At 43.2% G+C, this 19,407-nt stretch carries 19 protein-coding genes; 18 read left to right on the top strand and 1 reads right to left on the bottom strand.

Going from position 1 to position 19,407, the window contains the following annotated elements:
* The 13 genes from mutL (at position 1) to DXB15_RS05470 (ending at position 14,536) form a co-directional block, all read left to right on the top strand.
* Positions 1–2,208, top strand: coding sequence for a DNA mismatch repair endonuclease MutL (gene mutL / locus DXB15_RS05530; protein WP_118702279.1), 2,208 nt, complete (start codon positions 1–3; stop codon positions 2,206–2,208).
* Positions 2,209–2,222: 14 nt separating this feature from the next.
* Positions 2,223–3,176: a tRNA (adenosine(37)-N6)-dimethylallyltransferase MiaA gene (miaA, locus tag DXB15_RS05525; protein ID WP_109214451.1), complete on the top strand. Its 954-nt coding sequence runs from the start codon at positions 2,223–2,225 to the stop codon at positions 3,174–3,176.
* Positions 3,173–4,492, top strand: coding sequence for a methionine gamma-lyase family protein (locus DXB15_RS05520; RefSeq protein ID WP_330427472.1), 1,320 nt, complete (start codon positions 3,173–3,175; stop codon positions 4,490–4,492). Before miaA ends, DXB15_RS05520 begins: the two co-directional genes overlap by 4 nt.
* A gap of 122 nt (positions 4,493–4,614) precedes the next feature.
* Complete coding sequence (radC, locus tag DXB15_RS05515; RefSeq protein WP_109214453.1) at positions 4,615–5,322, top strand: RadC family protein; 708 nt, start codon at positions 4,615–4,617, stop codon at positions 5,320–5,322.
* Positions 5,322–6,335: a rod shape-determining protein gene (locus DXB15_RS05510; RefSeq protein ID WP_109214454.1), complete on the top strand. Its 1,014-nt coding sequence runs from the start codon at positions 5,322–5,324 to the stop codon at positions 6,333–6,335. The genes radC and DXB15_RS05510 overlap by 1 nt, the downstream gene beginning before the upstream one ends.
* 12 nt (positions 6,336–6,347) lie before the next feature.
* Positions 6,348–7,223 carry a rod shape-determining protein MreC gene (mreC, locus tag DXB15_RS05505; RefSeq protein ID WP_118702278.1) on the top strand — a complete coding sequence of 292 codons (876 nt, stop codon included), beginning with the start codon at positions 6,348–6,350 and terminating at the stop codon, positions 7,221–7,223.
* 3 nt (positions 7,224–7,226) lie between these two features.
* Positions 7,227–7,745, top strand: coding sequence for a rod shape-determining protein MreD (gene mreD / locus DXB15_RS05500; RefSeq protein WP_118702277.1), 519 nt, complete (start codon positions 7,227–7,229; stop codon positions 7,743–7,745).
* Positions 7,738–10,563, top strand: coding sequence for a penicillin-binding transpeptidase domain-containing protein (locus DXB15_RS05495; protein ID WP_242979762.1), 2,826 nt, complete (start codon positions 7,738–7,740; stop codon positions 10,561–10,563). Before mreD ends, DXB15_RS05495 begins: the two co-directional genes overlap by 8 nt.
* A gap of 78 nt (positions 10,564–10,641) precedes the next feature.
* Positions 10,642–11,445, top strand: coding sequence for a septum site-determining protein MinD (gene minD, locus DXB15_RS05490; protein WP_109214458.1), 804 nt, complete (start codon positions 10,642–10,644; stop codon positions 11,443–11,445).
* Between the two features lie 19 nt (positions 11,446–11,464).
* Entirely contained in the window at positions 11,465–12,601 is a 1,137-nt protein-coding gene (locus DXB15_RS05485) for an FtsW/RodA/SpoVE family cell cycle protein (RefSeq protein ID WP_118702276.1), read from the top strand.
* Positions 12,601–12,996 (top strand): methylglyoxal synthase, encoded by a 396-nt coding sequence (locus DXB15_RS05480; protein WP_109214460.1) that lies wholly within the window; start codon positions 12,601–12,603, stop codon positions 12,994–12,996. The genes DXB15_RS05485 and DXB15_RS05480 overlap by 1 nt, the downstream gene beginning before the upstream one ends.
* Positions 12,980–13,969, top strand: coding sequence for a D-alanyl-D-alanine carboxypeptidase family protein (locus DXB15_RS05475; RefSeq protein WP_118702275.1), 990 nt, complete (start codon positions 12,980–12,982; stop codon positions 13,967–13,969). Before DXB15_RS05480 ends, DXB15_RS05475 begins: the two co-directional genes overlap by 17 nt.
* Before the next feature lie 147 nt (positions 13,970–14,116).
* On the top strand, positions 14,117–14,536 hold the full coding sequence (locus DXB15_RS05470; protein ID WP_109214462.1) for a twitching motility protein PilT: 420 nt from the start codon (positions 14,117–14,119) through the stop codon (positions 14,534–14,536).
* A gap of 87 nt (positions 14,537–14,623) precedes the next feature.
* On the opposite strand, the gene DXB15_RS05465 is transcribed toward DXB15_RS05470, so the two are convergent.
* Positions 14,624–14,842 (bottom strand): DUF378 domain-containing protein, encoded by a 219-nt coding sequence (locus DXB15_RS05465; RefSeq protein WP_109214463.1) that lies wholly within the window; start codon positions 14,840–14,842, stop codon positions 14,624–14,626.
* A gap of 98 nt (positions 14,843–14,940) precedes the next feature.
* Between DXB15_RS05465 and DXB15_RS05460 the strand changes: the two genes are divergently transcribed.
* The 5 genes from DXB15_RS05460 to DXB15_RS05440 all read left to right on the top strand — a co-directional run bounded on the left by DXB15_RS05460 (position 14,941) and on the right by DXB15_RS05440 (position 19,343).
* The gene (locus DXB15_RS05460; RefSeq protein WP_118702274.1) at positions 14,941–16,353 is read left to right on the top strand and encodes an HlyD family efflux transporter periplasmic adaptor subunit; all 1,413 of its coding nucleotides are present in this window, start codon (positions 14,941–14,943) and stop codon (positions 16,351–16,353) included.
* 49 nt (positions 16,354–16,402) lie between these two features.
* Positions 16,403–17,095, top strand: a complete 693-nt coding sequence (locus DXB15_RS05455; RefSeq protein ID WP_109214465.1) for a YggS family pyridoxal phosphate-dependent enzyme — start codon at positions 16,403–16,405, stop codon at positions 17,093–17,095.
* Between the two features lie 27 nt (positions 17,096–17,122).
* Entirely contained in the window at positions 17,123–17,677 is a 555-nt protein-coding gene (locus DXB15_RS05450) for a cell division protein SepF (protein WP_118702273.1), read from the top strand.
* A gap of 180 nt (positions 17,678–17,857) precedes the next feature.
* Positions 17,858–18,400, top strand: coding sequence for a signal peptidase II (gene lspA, locus DXB15_RS05445; protein WP_109214467.1), 543 nt, complete (start codon positions 17,858–17,860; stop codon positions 18,398–18,400).
* Positions 18,401–18,419: 19 nt separating this feature from the next.
* Positions 18,420–19,343 carry an RluA family pseudouridine synthase gene (locus DXB15_RS05440; protein WP_118702336.1) on the top strand — a complete coding sequence of 308 codons (924 nt, stop codon included), beginning with the start codon at positions 18,420–18,422 and terminating at the stop codon, positions 19,341–19,343.
* The last annotated feature ends 64 nt before the right edge of the window (positions 19,344–19,407 follow it).

Here is a 19,407-nt window from a genome sequence, read left to right as displayed (position 1 = left end):
ATGCCACAGATAGAAGTATTAGATGAACAGACCATAGATAAAATTGCGGCGGGAGAGGTGGTAGAGCGCCCTTCTTCCGTAGTTAAAGAGCTTGTGGAAAATGCCATTGATGCGAAAGCATCGGCAGTGACGGTGGAGATCAAAGATGGTGGAACGTCACTGATCCGTATCACGGATAACGGATGTGGTATTGATGCGGCACAGATTCCCATTGCATTTTACCGTCATTCCACCAGCAAGATCCGTAAAGTGGAAGACCTTGTAACGATTTCCTCTCTGGGATTCCGTGGTGAGGCACTTTCCAGTATTGCGGCGGTTGCACAGGTGGAACTGATCACCAAGACACCGGAGCAGTTTACCGGAAGCCGTTATCTGATCGAAGGCGGTAAAGAGATTTCTTTAGAGGAGATCGGAGCACCGAACGGAACGACGTTTCTGGTAAAAAATCTGTTTTACAATACTCCGGTGCGTCGGAAATTTTTGAAATCCAATCAGACAGAGGCAGGCTATGTCAATGATCTGATGGAGCGAATAGCACTTTCCCATCCGGATGTGTCCTTCAAATTTATCAACAACGGGCAGATTCGTCTGCATACTTCCGGAAACGGACAGTTAAAGGATATTATCTATCATATTTATGGCAGAGATATCGCTGCCAATCTGCTGGAAGTGCAGGCAGATTATCCGGGATTTTCCGTCGAAGGCTATATCGGAAAACCGATCATTGCCAGAGGAAACCGGAATTTTGAAAGTTATTTTATTAACGGACGTTATATCAAAAGCAGTCTGATTGCGAAGTCCTTAGAGGACGGCTATCGCGGTTTTATGATGCAGCATAAATATCCGTTTACGGTACTGACCATTTCACTGGATGGTACGTTAGTGGACGTGAATGTGCATCCGAATAAGATGGAAATGCGTTTTTCCAACGGGGAAGAAATGTATCATCAACTTGTAGCGCTGATTTCAGAACGTCTGCGGGGGAGCGAACTGATTCCGAAAGTGGCAGTAAAGGAAGAGCGAAAAGAAGAAAAGCGTCCGGTTCAGGCGGCAGGTGCGGTTCCGGAACCATTTGAGACGAAACGTCTGGAAAAACTGCGGGCTACCATTGCAAAAGACAGTCCTTATGAGCGTAAATATCCGGAGCGGGAGCGAAAGATCCCGGTATCGGTAAATACACAAAATACTCAGAATCAGGCAGAGGGCTTAAAAGAGGAACCTGGAGTAAAAACAGGAGAATCTGTTGGAGCAGAAAAAAACGCAAACGTGAATCTTCCAGAAAATGAGAAGAATATTGCTGCGAATATTGCAGGAAAAGACGATACTGTTACTATCGAACAGAAAGTTCCAGTAATTGGAATGGGCGAAATGCAACAGGTAGCAGTAGCAACAGAAAATTTACAGCAGAAAGATACATTAATTGCTGAAACGGGAACAGTGGAAGTCGGCAATGGATCTGTTTACACAGAAAAAACGGATTCTGTTGTTTATGAAACAAAAACACAGGAGCCAGTTATGGAACAGGCAGTGCAGCAGACATTATATGATCTGGCAGAACAGCGTGAACACAGTGATGCGGTACGGGAAGATTCTGTACGTGAGGAGTTGAAATTGCTTTCCAAAGAAGCACGTCCACAGCATCGGATCATCGGACAACTGTTTGACACGTATTGGCTGGTGGAGTTTCAGGATCAGTTTTATATGATCGATCAGCATGCCGCACATGAAAAAGTGCTGTTTGAGCAGACCATGAAGGCATACCACAGCAAAGAATTTACGTCTCAGATGGTAAGCCCGCCGATCATTTTATCCCTGACGATGCAGGAAGAAATTTTATTAAAGAAATTTTTACCGGAATTTACGAAACTGGGATATGAGATTTCGCCGTTTGGCGGAAAGGAATATGCGGTAACGGCAGTTCCGGGCAATCTGTATGGGTTAAATGGACAGAGTCTGCTGTTGGAACTGATGGACAGCTTAAGTTCCATGTCGGTGAAAGATACGCCGGAATTGGTAGTAGAAAAAATTGCAAGTATGTCCTGCAAAGCTGCCGTTAAAGGCAATCAGAAGTTATCCAGACCGGAGATCGAACATCTGATCGATGAACTACTGACACTGGATAATCCTTATTTTTGCCCGCATGGACGACCGGTTATCGTTGCCATGAATAAATATGAGATAGAAAAGAAATTTAAGCGTATTGTTTAAAGGAAGATAGATAGATGAAGACAGAAAAACAACCATTATTAATTTTAACCGGACCGACTGCTGTCGGAAAAACAGATCTGTCCATTGCACTGGCAAAAAGAATTAACGGTGCCGTGATCTCCGCAGATTCCATGCAGGTATATCGCGGGATGGATATTGGTTCTGCCAAGGTCATGCCGGAGGAAATGCAGGGCGTAGACCATTATCTGATCGATGTGCTGGATCCGGAGGATGAATTTCATGTGGTTCGTTTTCAGGAGATGGCAAAAGCTGCCTTAAAAGAGATCTATGCGAAAGGGCAGATTCCGATCGTGGCAGGCGGAACCGGATTTTACATTCAGGCGCTGCTGTACGATATTGATTTTACGGAACAGGAGGAAGATACCGCACTTCGGGAGCATTATGCGCAGATCGCAAAAGAGCAGGGAAATGAAGTGCTGCATGAGATGCTGAAAAAAGTAGATCCGGCTTCGGCAGCGATCATTCATGCAAATAATGTGAAACGTACGATCCGGGCACTGGAATATTTTGAAAAAACCGGAGAACCGATCTCCAAACACAATGAGCAGGAGCGGGCGAAAGAATCGCCGTATGATTTCCGTTATTTTGTGTTGAACGATGATCGAGCACATTTATATGAACGGATCGACCGCAGGGTAGATCTGATGCTGGAGCACGGACTGGTGGAGGAAGTAAAACGGCTGCGTGCAAAGGGGTATCACAAAGGCATGGTATCCATGCAGGGACTTGGCTACAAGGAGATTCTTTCCTGGCTGGATGGAGAGATCAGCTATGAGGAAGCCATTTATTTACTGAAACGGGATACCAGACATTTTGCAAAACGCCAGCTTACGTGGTTTCGCCGGGAGCGGGATGTGATCTGGCTGAATAAACCGGACTATGATTATGACGATTCCAAAATATTGGAAGCGATTTTAAATGAGATAAAAGCTGGAGGATGGCTATGACAGAAGAATTAATTGAGAATAAGTATATTGAGATGGGAATTTCCAAAGAGGTTTATGAATTTGGAAAAGAAATCGAACAGGGATTAAAAGAACGTTTTGACCGTATCGATCAGACGACAGAATATAATCAGATGAAAGTCATTGATGCGATGCAGAAATGCAGAGTCAGTGCAGAGTGTTTTCAGGCAACCAGCGGATACGGCTACAATGATATTGGACGTGATACGCTGGAAGAAGTATATGCGGAGTGTTTTCATGGAGAAGCTGCGCTGGTACGCCCACAGATCACCTGTGGTACCCATGCGCTTGCACTGGCACTGATGTCTAATCTTCGTCCGGGCGACGAGCTGCTTTCACCGGTTGGTAAACCTTATGATACCTTAGAGGAAGTTATCGGAATCCGCCCGTCCAAAGGTTCACTGGCAGAGTATGGCATTACTTATCGCCAGGTAGATCTGTTAAACAACCGGGATTTTGATTTTGAGGGCATTCGTGCTGCAATCAATGAACGCACAAAACTGGTAACCATTCAGCGTTCCAAAGGATATGAGACACGTCCGACACTTTCCATTGCACGGATCAAAGAACTGATCTCCTTTGTAAAATCTATCAAACCGGATGTGATCTGTATGGTAGATAACTGTTACGGAGAATTTGTAGAGGAGCAGGAGCCATTGGAAGTTGGCGCTGACATGATCGTTGGTTCCCTGATCAAAAATCTTGGCGGCGGTCTGGCACCGATCGGCGGCTATATTGTTGGTAAAAAGGAGTGCGTGGACAATGCGGCTTATCGTCTGACTTCTCCGGGACTTGGAAAAGAAGTCGGAGCTTCTTTAGGTGTGATCCAGAGCTTTTATCAGGGACTGTTTCAGGCACCGACCGTTGTGTCCGGCGCATTAAAAGGAGCAATCTTTGCGGCAAATATTTTTGAAAAAATCGGATTTCCGGTCATCCCAAACAGCACCGAATCCCGCCACGATATCATTCAGGCAGTAACATTTGGCTGCCCGGAAGGTGTGATCGCATTCTGTCAGGGCATTCAGGCAGCAGCACCGGTGGATTCCTATGTAACACCGGAGCCTTGGGATATGCCGGGCTATGACAGTCAGGTCATCATGGCAGCAGGCGCTTTTGTACAGGGTTCTTCTATTGAACTGAGTGCGGACGGTCCGATCAAACCGCCGTATGCGGTATATTTTCAGGGCGGACTGACCTGGTATCATGCAAAACTTGGCATCCTGATGGCATTACAGAAACTGATGGATGCAGGAATTGTGACAAAAGATTTTACAGCTGCAAATGTGAAAGATCTGTAAGGCGTTCTTCATAAAAATTTAAGAGAAATGCAAAAAAATGTTCTCATTTTTCCGGTATACACGAAAAAAAAAATATGCTATGATTATACAGACTGCATAGAGAGAGTAGAAAAGAGAATTTTATGCAGAAAAATATGACAGTAAAAGAGTTACCGGATCAGGAACGACCGTATGAAAAATGTCTGGCGTATGGAGCCGGCGCACTGTCCGATGCAGAGCTGATCAGCGTGATCATCCGCACCGGAAGTCAGGGGGAACGAAGCATCGATCTGGCAAACCGCATTTTAAATGCGGGACCGGACGGACTGCTGAACCTTTTGCGCCTGGACGTGGAACGTCTGACACAGATCCGTGGGATTGGAAATGTCAAAGCAATTCAGTTAAAATGTATCGGTGAGCTGGCAAAGCGTATTGCATCGACAAGCCGCCGGGAACAGATCACTCTGCAGTCTGCCAGGAGCATTGCAGAGTATTTTATGGAACAGCTAAGACATGAACCGCAGGAGCATCTGATGCTGGCAATGTTTGATAACAAAAGCATGCTGATCGGAGAAAAGCTTCTGTCCACCGGGACGAGTAATGCGGCACTGATCTCTGCCAGGGATATTTACCGGACAGCGCTGCAGTATCAGGCAGCGTACGTTGTGGTGTTACATAATCATCCCAGTGGCAATCCGGAACCAAGCCGGGAAGATATTCTGGTGACCCGAAAGATAAAAGCGTGTGGCGAATTACTGGATATTTTACTTATGGACCATATCATTATCGGAGATAACCGATATTTCAGCTTTCGTGAGCAGGATATTCTATTTGAGAAAGGGAGAGACTAATGGCAAACATATACGGAATTGACCTTGGAACCTGTAATCTGAAGATTTTCAGCAAACACAGCAACAAGATCATCAAAGAGAAAAATACAATTGCGATCATCAACAAAAATCAGTTATATGCATATGGAAATGAAGCATATGCAATGTATGAAAAAGCACCGGAGAATATCAACGTATCATTTCCAATCACAGGCGGTGTGATCGCAGATTACAATAATATGCAGGTAATGGTACAGGAAGTACTGGAGAAAAATGTCAAGGGACACGTAAAAGGCTCTGAATTTATCATTGCTGTCCCGACTGATATTACAGAAGTAGAGAAGAAAGCATTTTATGATCTGTTTTACAAAAGCAAAATGAAACCGAAATCTGTTCTTCTCTGTGATAAACCCATCGCAGATGCCGTAGGTCTTGGACTGGATGTCAATGAGCCGACCGGTATCATGGTCGTAGATATCGGAGCAGATACCACAGAGATCTCAGTGATCTCCCTTGGCGGACTGGTTTTAAGTGATCTGCTTCATTTTGGCGGCAACCGCCTGGATGAGTCGATCATTACGCATATCAAGAAAAACTACAATCTGGTCATCGGACAGAAAACTGCCATGCAGTTAAAAGAGCACATCGGCAGCGCACTTCCGGGTGAGGAAGGAATTTATACCATTGTAGGACTGGATGTAGTCAGCGGTCTTCCGATTGAAATGGAGATTACTGCAGATACTGTATATGAGGCGATGAAAGACAACCTCAGTTCTATCTGCAATGCAATCAAGATGATTCTGGAGAAGACTCCGCCAGAACTTGCAAAAGATATCATCCATTCCGGTATTTATCTGACCGGTGGTGGTTCCAATATCAAAGATATGGATAAACTGTTTACACAGATTACCAATATCAAGGTAAATACCTGTGAGGAGCCGGATGAGACCGTTGTCCAGGGCTTAAGTCTTGTTGTGACAAATGACAAGTTCAAACGTCTGGCTTACAGCATGCGTACAAGAATTTTTAAATAACAGAGGCATAGTATGAGGAGAAAGAAAAAAAGTAAATTTCCAGCAAAATATGTGCTGCTTATTATGACTTTACTCTGCGCTGTGATCATCGGATGCAGTTTGAAAGCATCCGAAACCGGTCCGGTATCAACGACAGCCGGTTCTGTGATCGCTCCGATGCAGAAAGGTGTAAACAAACTGGGAATTGCGCTGACGAATGTCAGAAATCATCTGCAGTCCAAGAAAAGTCTGGAGACTGAGAATGAGCAATTGCGCGAACAGCTTGCAGATGCACAGGCAAGTCTGAATCAGGTTCAGTTAAATCAGGAAGAACTGGACAATCTGAAAAAATTGTATCAGATGGATCAGACCTATGCAGACTATGAGAAAGTTGCGGCAAATGTGATCGGAAAAGATGCAGGAAACTGGTTTTCTGTATTCCTGATCGACCGTGGAAGCAACGACGGTATTTCCGTTGGAATGAATGTACTGGCAGACGGAGGACTTGCCGGTATTGTCACACAGGTGGGACCAAATTATGCAAAAGTCCGTTCCATCATTGATGACAACAGCAATGTCAGTGCAAAGAATCTTTCCACTTCCGATCTGTGTATTGTAAGTGGAAGTTTAAAATCAATGAACGAATCCAGTCAGATTGATTTTGATGATCTCAGAGACAAAGATGGGCAGGCAAAAGTTGGGGATCAGATTGTCACATCAAATATCAGTGATATGTTTCTGGAGGGGATTCCGATCGGATACATTACGGATATCCAGACAGATTCCAATAATCTGACCAAGTCCGGACACATTGCAACGATCGTGGATTTTGAACATCTCAGCGACGTGTTTGTTATTTTACAGACAAAAGACGTGGCAGATACGACAGGTACAACAGAGGGGGAGTAGGTTATGAGGAGAAAAATTGTTTTGGCAATTACGATCATCGCCTGCTTCCTTTTACAATGTACGGTGTTTAAAGCACTGTCCATTGCTTCAATCTCCCCGAATCTGCTGATCGTTGTGGTCGCATCATTTGGATTTATGAGAGGAAAAAAGGAAGGAATTTTCGTAGGATTTTTTGCAGGACTGCTGTTAGATATCATGTTTGGAACTGTGATTGGATTTTATGCGCTGATCTATATGTATATCGGATATCTGAACGGTTTCTTCAAACGGATCTTTTTCCCGGATGAAGTGAAACTGCCCCTTGCCCTGATCGCATTGAGTGATTTCTTCTGCAATATAATTATTTTCTTTACGTTATTCTGGTTCCGCGGCAGATTTTCCTTTGGCTATTATCTGCTTCACACGATCCTGCCGGAACTGGTCTATACGATGGTCGTATCCATCCTGCTTTATTTTATCCTGTTGAAGATAAATGAAAAGCTGGAAGACATTGAACGAAGGAGTGCAGCAAAATTTGGTTGATAAGATAAAAGAATGGATTGTAAAAATTGTAACTTCCAGACTGTTTGTGCTGTGGGTAGTGATACTGGCGCTGTTTGCATTTGTATTGCAGCATCTGTTTACCATGCAGATCATCAACGGTGCAGCTTATCTGAAGGATTACACATACAGCATTCAGAAAACAATTGAGATAGAGGGAACACGCGGTAATATTTATGACCGAAACGGTGTCCTTCTGGCACACAACGAATTATCTTATACCGTAACACTGGAAGATAATGGTACTTATGCAAATAACAAAGAGCGTGCAAAGCTTTTGAATGAGGAGATCAGTACGCTTATTGAAATGATTGAAAAAAACGGTGACAGCATCGTCAATGATCTGGATCTGTATATGGATCCGAGCGGGGAACTGTCTTTTAATGTAGACGGCACAGAACTTGACGGTTTCCGCCGTGATGTTTATGGCAGAAAAAAAGTTTCAGACCTGAAATTCAATGCAAAATTAGGTTATGATGAGTCAACGGCAACACCGGAGCAGATGTACGAGTATCTGGTGAATAAGTTTGCGGTAGATACAGAAACTTACGACCGGTATCGGGCATATCAGATCATGGTAGTTCGATATGCGATGTATCTGACTTCTTTCCAGAAATATATCCCGACCAACATTGCGGAGGATGTATCAGATGAGACCGTTGCGATCATCCGGGAACATGCTTCGGATCTGCAGGGTGTAGAAGTGAAGGAAGATACGAAACGTGTGTATGATTATCCGGAATATTTCTCCCATATTCTTGGTTATACCGGAAAAATTTCTGATTCTGAATACGACGATCTCTCTGCACAGGATGATTCCTACAGCAAGAGTGATATCATTGGTAAAGCGGGAATCGAACAGGTTATGGAGTTACAGCTTCAGGGAAAGAAAGGTGCCGAGACCGTTTATGTCAACAATCTTGGTAAAGTATTACAGGTAAAAGATTACAAGGATTCTTCTGCAGGAAATAACGTATATCTGTCTATTGATGCAACGCTGCAGATGGCAGTATATGATCTGTTGGAACAGGAACTTGCGGGTATCCTTAACTCCAAAATCGTAAATGCGAAAACCAGTGAAAGTTCAGAATTATATATTCCGATTTATAAAGTATACAATGCATTGATCGAAAACAGTGTAATTGACACGTCTGCCATGGCAGACGCGGCAGAGGGAACCACACAGGCATCTGTATATCAGACATTTACAAACCGAAAGACAGAGGCGCTGACAGATGTGGCGAATACGCTGCAGTCAGATACTGCCTATGAGGATCTTTCCGACGAAATGCAGGAGATGGTGACCTATGTAGTAAAAATGCTGCAGGATAAATCTGTGTTCCTGACTTCTGCCATTGACAGTTCGGATTCTGTATACAAAGATTGGAAGGACGGCAAGATTTCTGTACAGGAATATCTGCGTCATGCCATTGATTCTTCCTGGATCAATATTACAGAGTTTGATCTGAATGAGAAATATGCAGATACGGATGAAGTATATCAGCAGCTGATCTCTTATGTGACGGATAAATTTCAGAATGATAAGGCTTTCGACAAAATTGTCTATAAATATTTGATCTATAATGATAAGATTTCCGGAAGCCAGTTATGTCTGATCCTGTATGAACAGGGAATTCTGGTACAGGACGATGAGAGCATGGCATCTCTGAAAAATGGTTCCACCAGCGCTTATACGTTTCTGAAAAACAAAATTCAGAACATGGAGATCACACCGGCACAATTAGCCTTGGATCCTTGTACCGGATCCTGTGTGATCATGGATCCGAATACCGGAGAATTGCTGGCGAGTGTAAGTTATCCGGGGTATGATAACAACCGGCTGGCAAATTCCATGGATTCTGCTTACTATAACGCACTGCTTCAGGATGGTTCTCTGCCGCTGTATAATAATGCAACACAGCAGACCACAGCGCCCGGTTCTACCTTCAAGATGGTTACTGCATCTGCCGGTCTGACCGAAGGTGCTATCAGTACCGGAACAGTGATTACAGATACCGGTGTCTTTGACCGACTGGGATTAACTCTGAAATGTTGGGTATATCCGAGCAACCATGGAAGCATTACAGTTTCACAGGCGATTCGTGATTCATGTAACTATTTCTTTGCAGAGACAGCTTACCGTTTAAGTCTGAATGGAGACACGTATAATGAAGATAAAGGATTAAGCGCGATTGCGAAATATGCAACAGAATTTGGCCTTGCGGATAAGACAAATATTGAGATTCCGGAAGGTACACCAAAGATTGCAGATGAATTCCCGATTGATGCATCCATCGGACAGAGTAATCACAGCTATACGACTTCACAGCTTGCCCGCTATGTTTCTTCTATTGCAAATGAAGGTACCGTATATGATCTGACACTGTTAAATAAAGTGACAGATTCTGATGGAAATGTATTACAGACCTATACGCCGGAAGTACACAACCAGATCACAGACCTTTCTGCATCTACCTGGGAAGTACTGCACAGCGGAATGGAGATGGCAATCGGTGAACACGATCAGTTTAAGGATCTTCAGGTGAAACTGGCAGGTAAAACCGGTACTGCACAGGAAGATGAGAAACGTCCAAACCATGCGTTGTTTGTCGGCTATGCTCCGGCAGATGCTCCGCAGATTGCGATTGCAACACGTATTGCTTATGGATATGGTTCCAGCAATGCATGTGTATTTGTAGATCAGGTTATGAAGTACTATTTCAAACAAAATACGGAAGAAGAACTTCTGAATGGAAAAGCAACCAACGTAGGGACATCTTCGAACAGCTTTGGCGATTAGAAAATCAAAGGTGAGAGAAGCCGATGAAAAGTCACATTACAAAAGATAACAGACAAATAACAGGAAGGGATCTTTTGTATGTGTGAAATTATTGTTGTTACTTCAGGAAAAGGTGGCGTAGGAAAGACAACAACTACTGCGAATCTTGGCGCAGGGCTTGCGATGATGCGAAAAAAGGTGCTGATGATCGATACGGATATCGGACTTCGCAATCTGGATGTTGTGATGGGATTGGAACACCGGATTTTGTATAATCTGGTGGATATCGTAGAAGGAAACTGCCGGATCCGTCAGGCAGTGATCCGGGATCGTCAGTTTCCGGGACTGTATCTGATCCCGGCGGCACAGACCAGAGATAAATCAGCGGTGACGCCGGAGCAGATGATCAAGGTGGTCAATGAATTGCGGGATGACTTTGATTACATTCTGCTGGACAGTCCGGCAGGCATTGAACAGGGATTTCAGGTGGCGATCGCCGGAGCGGACCGCGCCCTTGTGGTCACGACACCGGAGATTTCCGCTGTTCGGGATGCGGATCGCGTCATTGGATTATTGTTTTCCGCTGAGATCAATGACATTAAATTAATTGTGAACCGTATCCGCCCGGATATGATCCGGCAGGGACAGATGCTGAATCTGAAGGATATTTCAGATATTTTATGTGTGGATGTGATCGGTGCAATCTGTGATGATGAGCAGGTCGTGATCTCCACAAATAATGGAACACCACTGACCGGAATTGGTACCGTGGCAGGGGAAGCTTATCTGAATATTGTCAGACGACTGCTTGGGGAAGACGTTCCATTGCCAAGATTTGCAGTTCCAAAAACCGGAAAGCGCAGACACCACAGGAAATGGAAACGAAAATACATAACAGGATAAAATAAATCGGAGGAATTTTATGTTTAAGCAATACAAATTAAAAAACTACAGATTTCGGCTGGTAGCATATGTGGTGCTGCTGTGCATTATCGGTGTTATGGTGGTGGGCAGTGCGAAACCGTCGGTTCAGAACAAACAGATCATCGGTATTGCCGGTGGTCTGGTAGTCATGGTGATCGTTTCACTGATTGATTACGGTACGATCCTGAAATTCCGACGTCCCATATATCTGCTGGCAGTTGTATTGCTTGCCGTGATATTTATTCCGGGCGTCGGTGATAATACCGGTGGTGCAACCCGATGGATTCAGGTTACTTCCAGTTTTAAGTTTCAGCCGTCCGAGTTTTGCAAAATCCTGCTGATCATCTTTTTTGCAGGATTTTTTATGAAATATAAGGATCAGTTGAATACCTGGAAGACAATATTGCTCAGTCTGATCCTTGCGGGTATTCCGCTGGTATTGATCGTGAAAGAACCGGATCTGTCAACGACCATTGCAACAACAATGATTTTCATTACCCTCTTGTTTGTTGCAGGATTAAGTTATAAAATAGTAGCAGGAGTGCTGGCACTTGGTGTTCCGGTAGGAATCATAGGCGTGGTACTGATCATGAAACAGGCACTGCCTTTAAAACCATATCAGTACAAACGAATCATGTCCTGGCTGCAGCCGTCGAACCCGGCATATGCGGACGATTCTTATCAGCAGCAAAATTCGATCATAGCGATTGGATCCGGACAGCTCTGGGGAAAAGGATTGAACAACAGTTCCATCACTTCCCTGAAAAACGGTGATTTTATCTCTGAGCCGCAGACGGATTTCATCTTTGCGGTTATCGGAGAAGAACTTGGATTTATCGGCTGTCTGGTCGTCATTATCTTATTGCTTTTGATTGTTTTTGAGTGTATACTAATTGCAAAAAATGCGAAGGATCTTGGCGGCAGACTGATCTGTTGTGGTATGGCAGCGCTGATCGGCTTTCAGAGCTTTATCAATATCTGTGTAACAACAGGATTGATGCCGAATACCGGATTGCCACTTCCTTTTGTCAGTTATGGACTGACGTCGATTATGAGTTTGTTTATTGGTCTGGGGATGGTACTAAATGTAGGTCTTCAGGCTAGAAAATATCACGGATTGGGGGACATAGACTAATGAACATAGGGTTGATCGCACACGACTCAAAGAAAAAATTAATGCAGAATTTTTGTATTGCATACCGGGGGATTTTGGGAAGAAATTCGCTGTATGCAACCGGAACAACCGGCAGACTGGTAGAGGAAGCTACCAACCTGTCTGTACACAAATATCTGACCGGACAGCTTGGTGGTTCCCAGCAGCTTGGCGCTGATATCGAAAATAACTACATTGACCTTGTTATTTTCTTACGTGATCCACTGACACCAAAATCACACGAACCGGATGTAGACAATATTGTCCGTCTGTGTGATACACATAACATTCCGCTGGCAACAAATCTGGCTACAGCAGAATTGTTAATCCATTCTTTAGACAGAGGAGATCTTGACTGGCGTGAAATGTACAAATAAAATAAAAGTAATGATTCCGTTGCTTGGAGTCTGCCTGTTACTGGGCGGATGCCAGGAGCGAACCGATGTGGCAGATGCGTATGATGTCTATGCCACATCTGATACTTATCAACTGACAGAGAGCAGCACAGAGAAATCCATTTCCTTGCTGGGACAGGATCTGTGCGTTGGCGGCACAGAAAACACTGCCGCAGCAGATGGCATTGATACGGATTATGCACAGAGTGCAGCGGTCTTTTCCGTTCAGGATGAAGAAATTACCTATGCACAGAATATTTATCAGAGAATGTATCCTGCCAGCACGACAAAGATCCTGACTGCATACCTTGCATTAAAATATGGCAATCTGGATGATGTACTGACGGTTTCTTCCGATGCGGTCAATACACTGATGTCCGGATCCTCCATCTGTGGATTAAAGCCGGGAGATCAGCTGACGCTGGATCAGGCTTTGTATGGTCTGATGCTTTGCAGTGGAAATGATGCGGCAAATGTTATTGCAGAATATATTTCCGGAAGTACCGATAAATTTGCAGAACTGATGAACAAAGAAGCACAGGCATTGGGTGCAACACAGTCCCATTTTGTGAATCCGCATGGTTTACCAGATGATAACCACTATACGACTGCTTATGATTTGTATCTGATTTTTAACGCAGCCATTAAGGATGACCGGTTTGTGAATTATATTTCCACAAAAAAATATACCACCAGCTATACGGATGCATCCGGAGCGCAGGTGGATCAGGTGTGGGTGAATACCAACGGTTATCTGAAAGGCACTTATGATATGCCGGAAAATGTCACTGTGATCGGTGGTAAGACAGGAACGACAGAAGCAGCAGGAAGCTGTTTGGTTCTGTACAGTGAAAGTCAGGATAAGAAGCCATATATTTCTATTGTATTGAAAGGCAATTCCAAAAAGGAGCTTTATACGCTGATGACGGAACTGCTCACAAATTATTCAAACTAAAGCCACTGAAAATTCAAATTTAACAGTTGTATTTTAGGTATGGATATAATATAATGAATACATAAACAGTTACTTCTTTTTACGATACAAATGACGCATATACCGTGTGTGAAATGGAAGAAGTGACAGAGGTAGGAGGATAAAATTATGGTTGAAATTATTGCCGGCAAAAAAGGAAAGGGTAAGACAAAATATTTATTGGACAAGGTAAATGCAGCAGTGGAAGGCGCTTCCGGTAATATCGTATATTTGGATAAAAGTCAGAAACACATGCATGAGTTATCAAACAAAGTTCGTTTGATCAACGTTGCAGATTATCCAATCAGCAACTGTGATGAGTTCCTTGGATTTATCTGTGGTATCGTTTCACAGGATTATGATTTACAGGAGATGTATCTTGACAGTTTCCTTACAATTGCAAACCTTGCTGATGATCAGATCGTACATGCAATTGAGAAGCTTGATGTTATCAGTGAAAAGTTCAATGTAAAATTCGTTTTAAGCGTTTCAAAGGACGAAGCAGATCTGCCTGAGTGTGCAAAAGCCAGACTGATTGTTTCTTTATAAGAATCGATTTATCAGGTGTCTTAAGGGGGAATCCTTAAGACACCTTTTTACTTGACAGGAAATCGTGGATTTTTTCTGTATTTATTTTTATGCTTCCTCATCACCGATGGATCGGATACGACCAAAAACGCTGATGAGATAAAGTCCACTGATTCCCACAAGCGCATATATGATGCGTGAAATCCAGCTCATGTTGCCAAAAATAAAGGCAATCAGGTCGAATCGGAAAAATCCGATCAGGCCCCAGTTTACAGCACCGACAATGACAAGTGCCAGCAGGACATTATCCAGACATTTTGTGTTCATAGCACTTCCTCCTTCTGGAACAAGTATTGCCGGTATGGGCAATTTTTATGCGTGATAACGCATATTTTTTGAAAAATAACGTTGAAAGGAAGACCGAAATGAAGAAAAAGAAGCGGAAAATAGTACGTTATCGCAGACGCTTTCATCTGAATATCGGCATTATTATATTTTTATTTGTATTTATCTATTTTGTGATCTATCTGATTTCCTATCTGACACAGAATAATATTTCTGCCTATGAGGTACAGTATGGTCAGATCGCACGAAACAGAACGTATACTGGATTGATTCTCCGTCCGGAGCAGGTATTCTACAGTCAGAATACCGGAGATATTAATTATTATAAAAAAGAAGGAGACAAAGCAGGATACAATGACCTGATCTGTTCCGTTGATAAGACCGGAAACATTTCCTCTGAGATTTCTCAGGCAGGACTGGATGCAACGAACCTGTCAAATGATGAATTGTTAAAGATTCAGAATTCCATCACGAATTATGTTTCCTCTTTTTCCAATATGCAGTTTTATAATGTGTATTCTTTCAAGGAAAATGTGAATGCACAGATTCAGGAGAACCTGTATATCAATGCATTGAATGATCTGTCCGACCAGACGAATTCTGCAGTTTCACAGAATACATTTTCTTTTGAGCGGACGTCTGTAGATGGTATCCTTGCCTTGTATACCGATGGTTACGAGGATGTTACAGCAGATTCCTTTACTGCGGATATGTACAATCCGGCATCTTATACGAAGACGAATCTGAAGGGCAATACGCAGATCACATCGGGACAGGCTATGTACAAGATCGCTACCAGTGAGAACTGGTCGATCATGGTTCCGGTTACGGGTGAGGAAGCAGCGCGTTATCAGGAAGAAATCGGAGAAAATTCGGATTCTTTCGTTTTGCATGTGAAATTCCGGAAAGATGATACGGAGACAAATGCAACGACTTATATTAAGGATCTGGATGGGCAGAAATTTTTACAGTTGAATCTGAACAATTCCATGGTACGCTTTGTGTCAGACCGTTATATAGAAGTGGAACTTGGTTCGGATAAGAACACCGGTCTGAAGATACCAAATTCTGCGATCATAGAAAAAGAGTTTCTGGTCGTACCGAAAAAGTATGTCGGAAAAGGGGATAACTCCTCCAGTGACGGTGTGATCAAGATCACAAAGGATAAACGCGGAAAAGAATCCGCGGAATTTGTATCGATCAATGCGTACGCGGAAACAGACGACAGTTATTATGTATCACAGGATAATCTGTCTGTGGGTGATACGATCCAGATGCCGGACAGCAGCGAACAGTATTCGCTGAAAGATACGGCAAAGCGAAAAGGTGTTTACAATATGGATAAAGGATATGCGATCTTCAGACAGATTGAGGTCATATCCGACAATGAGGAATATTCCGTTGTGCAGAGTGGAACAAAATTTGGTATTTCTCTGTATGACCATATTGCATTGAACGGCAGTGAAGTACAGGAAGGCGATTTCCTGAATTAGCCATAGTTTGTGATAAAGTTATTTGATAATAATCAGGAGGGAAAAATAGATGATCTGTGAAAATTTAAAAGAAGTAGAAGCCAAAATTGAAGCAGCCTGCAAAAGAGCCGGACGTGACCGCTCAGAAGTAACACTGATCGCAGTCAGCAAGACAAAACCGGTTGAAATGTTAGAGGAAGCATATGGAATCGGTATCCGGGAATTTGGTGAGAATAAAGTACAGGAAATGATGGATAAATACGAAGTGATGCCAAAAGACATTCACTGGCACATGATCGGACACTTGCAGCGGAACAAAGTAAAATACCTGATGGGAAAAGCTGCCCTGATCCATTCCGTGGATTCCTTGAGACTTGCAGAGGAGATCAGTGCACAGTCTGTCAAACATGAGGTGACGACAGACATTCTGATCGAGGTCAATATTGCCGGAGAAGAGACAAAATTTGGTACAGACAGAGAGGAAGCAATCGCGTTGGTAGAAGCTGCTGCAAAACTTCCGAATATCCACATCTGTGGTTTGATGACGATTGCGCCGTTTGTAGAAAATTCGGAAGATAACCGCAAATATTTTCAGCAAATCCGTCAATTATCTGTTGACATCAAAGAAAAAAACATTGATAATGTAGACATGCGTATTTTGTCCATGGGTATGACCGGAGACTATGAAGTAGCCATTGAAGAGGGCGCTACTATGGTAAGAGTCGGAACCGGCATCTTTGGTGCGCGTAATTATAATATATAAAAGACGTAGATAGGAGATTTTATCAATATGGGTATGATGGATAAATTTTTAAATATAATGCGTTTGAATGCAGACGAAGAAGAAGATTTTTACGATGATGACTATTATGATGATGACGATGATGATGATTACTATGAGGAGCCAAAGCGCAAATCATTCCGTCGTGAGAAAGCACAGCCGGAAGAAGATCCTGCGATCAAATTCTCTGCTGCAAAAGAACAGAAAGCATCTGCAAAATCTAATTCCAAGGTTACGCCGATGCGTCCATCAAAAAAGAATCAGGGAGGAAATGCTGCTATGGAAGTATGTGTGATCAAACCTACATCTGTGGAGGATGCCCGCGAAATTACTGAGACATTATTACGTAACCGTACGGTTGTTTTGAATCTGGAAGGAATCGATCTGGAGATTGGACAGAGAATCATTGATTTTACCTCTGGTTCCTGTTTCGCGATCGATGGAAATTTACAGAAGATTTCCAATTACATATTTATTGTAAGCCCGTCTTCTGTTGACATTTCAGGAGATTTCCAGAGTATTATGGATGCATTTGATGCATCTTCTTTACAGACAGATATTTAATTCGATAGCTGGTGAAATCTATCGAGCAAAGAGCCAGTCGCATATGCGTACTGGTTCTTCTTTTGTAGAAAATGCGAGGAACGAATTGCTTTGCAAAAGTAAGTATCGCATTTTTGACTTTACAGAAACTTAGAATGATAAGTTCCTGAATCATAATGGAAATACAGGGGGGAACATGTGATGTCCGATACGACAAAATCTGCCGTAAGCAGAGGAAAAAGTGTGATTTTCGCAGTGATCAGCTTTGCGATTTTAGTCGCAGCCGATCAGATCACCAAATGGATGGCAGTGCTGCATCTGAAAAATCAGCCTGCAAAAGTACTTATTAACAACGTATTTGAGTTATATTATCTGGAAAACCGTGGTGCAGCCTTTGGAATTTTTCAGGGAAAACGATTTGCTTTTCTGATTATTACCGTAGTGATTTTACTGGTTCTGGCATATTGCTTCTGGAATATTCCATATACCGCAAAATATATGTCTTTGCGCTGTATCATCGTTTTGATCGGAGCCGGAGCAGTCGGCAATTTTATCGACCGTATGAGTAATGGATATGTTGTGGATTTCTTTTATTTTAAACTGATCAATTTTCCGGTATTTAACGTGGCAGATATTTATGTGACATTGTCAGCTGTTTTCCTGGCGATCCTGCTGCTGTTTAAATACAAAGAAGAAGATCTGAATGTTCTGGTGAACAGTTTAAAAAAGAGTAGAAAAGGATAATGCGTACATGAGTGATGCGATGTTAGAAGAATATACCGTGGAGGAAAGCCAGTCCGGAATGCGGTTGGATAAATTTTTGACAGAGATTTATCCGGATCAGACCAGAAGTTTCCTGCAAAAGCTGGTAAAGAGCGGAGAAATTAAAGTAAATGGAAAGCCGGTGATAAAAGCCGGTTTTGTTGTAGAAGGTGGAGACCAGGTAAGTGCATCCATTCCGACACCACAGGCGGTAGAAATCGAAGCGGAGAACATTCCGTTGGACATTCTGTATGAGGATGCGGACGTATTGATCGTTAACAAACCGAAGGGAATGGTGGTTCACCCTTCTGCCGGACATTATAGTGGTACGCTGGTAAATGCCATTATGTATCATTGTGCAGACAGTCTCTCCGGAATCAACGGAGAGATCCGTCCGGGAATCGTACACCGAATCGATATGGACACGACCGGTGCACTGATCATCTGCAAAAACGATGCGGCACATGTGGATATCGCGGAGCAGATCAAGGAGCATACCGTTACACGCCGCTATCGTGGAATTGTGTGCGGTGTCGTCAAAGAGGACGAAGGAACCATAGAAGGCGCCATTGGACGTCATCCGACACAGCGTAAAAAAATGGCAATCAATGAGAAAAACGGAAAACCTGCCATTACCCATTATAAAGTGTTGCAGCGTTTTGCAAAATACACTTATATGGAGTTTCGCCTGGAGACGGGACGCACTCATCAGATCCGTGTGCATATGGCAAGCATCGGGCATCCGCTTCTTGGGGACGAACTGTATGGAAATCCGAAAAATCTTGCGATGAAGGGATTGCAGGGACAGACGCTGCATGCTATGGTGATCGGGTTTGTCCATCCGACCACCCATGAATATATGGAATTTGAAGCTCCGTTGCCGGAGTATTTCCAGAACTTATTGCAAAAACTTCCAAAGCAGTAGTGCATCCATGAAAAGTTTAGAAGGATTATTTTGGAAAATTTGTAGGTGAGCAATAGGAACAAAT

Origin of the sequence: Roseburia sp. OM02-15 (assembly GCF_003481835.1) — a bacterium.
GTDB classification, from domain to species: domain Bacteria; phylum Bacillota; class Clostridia; order Lachnospirales; family Lachnospiraceae; genus Eubacterium_I; species Eubacterium_I ramulus_A.
The sequence above is the reverse complement of the archived record's forward strand: the minus strand, read 5'-3'. Positions and strand labels throughout refer to the sequence as shown.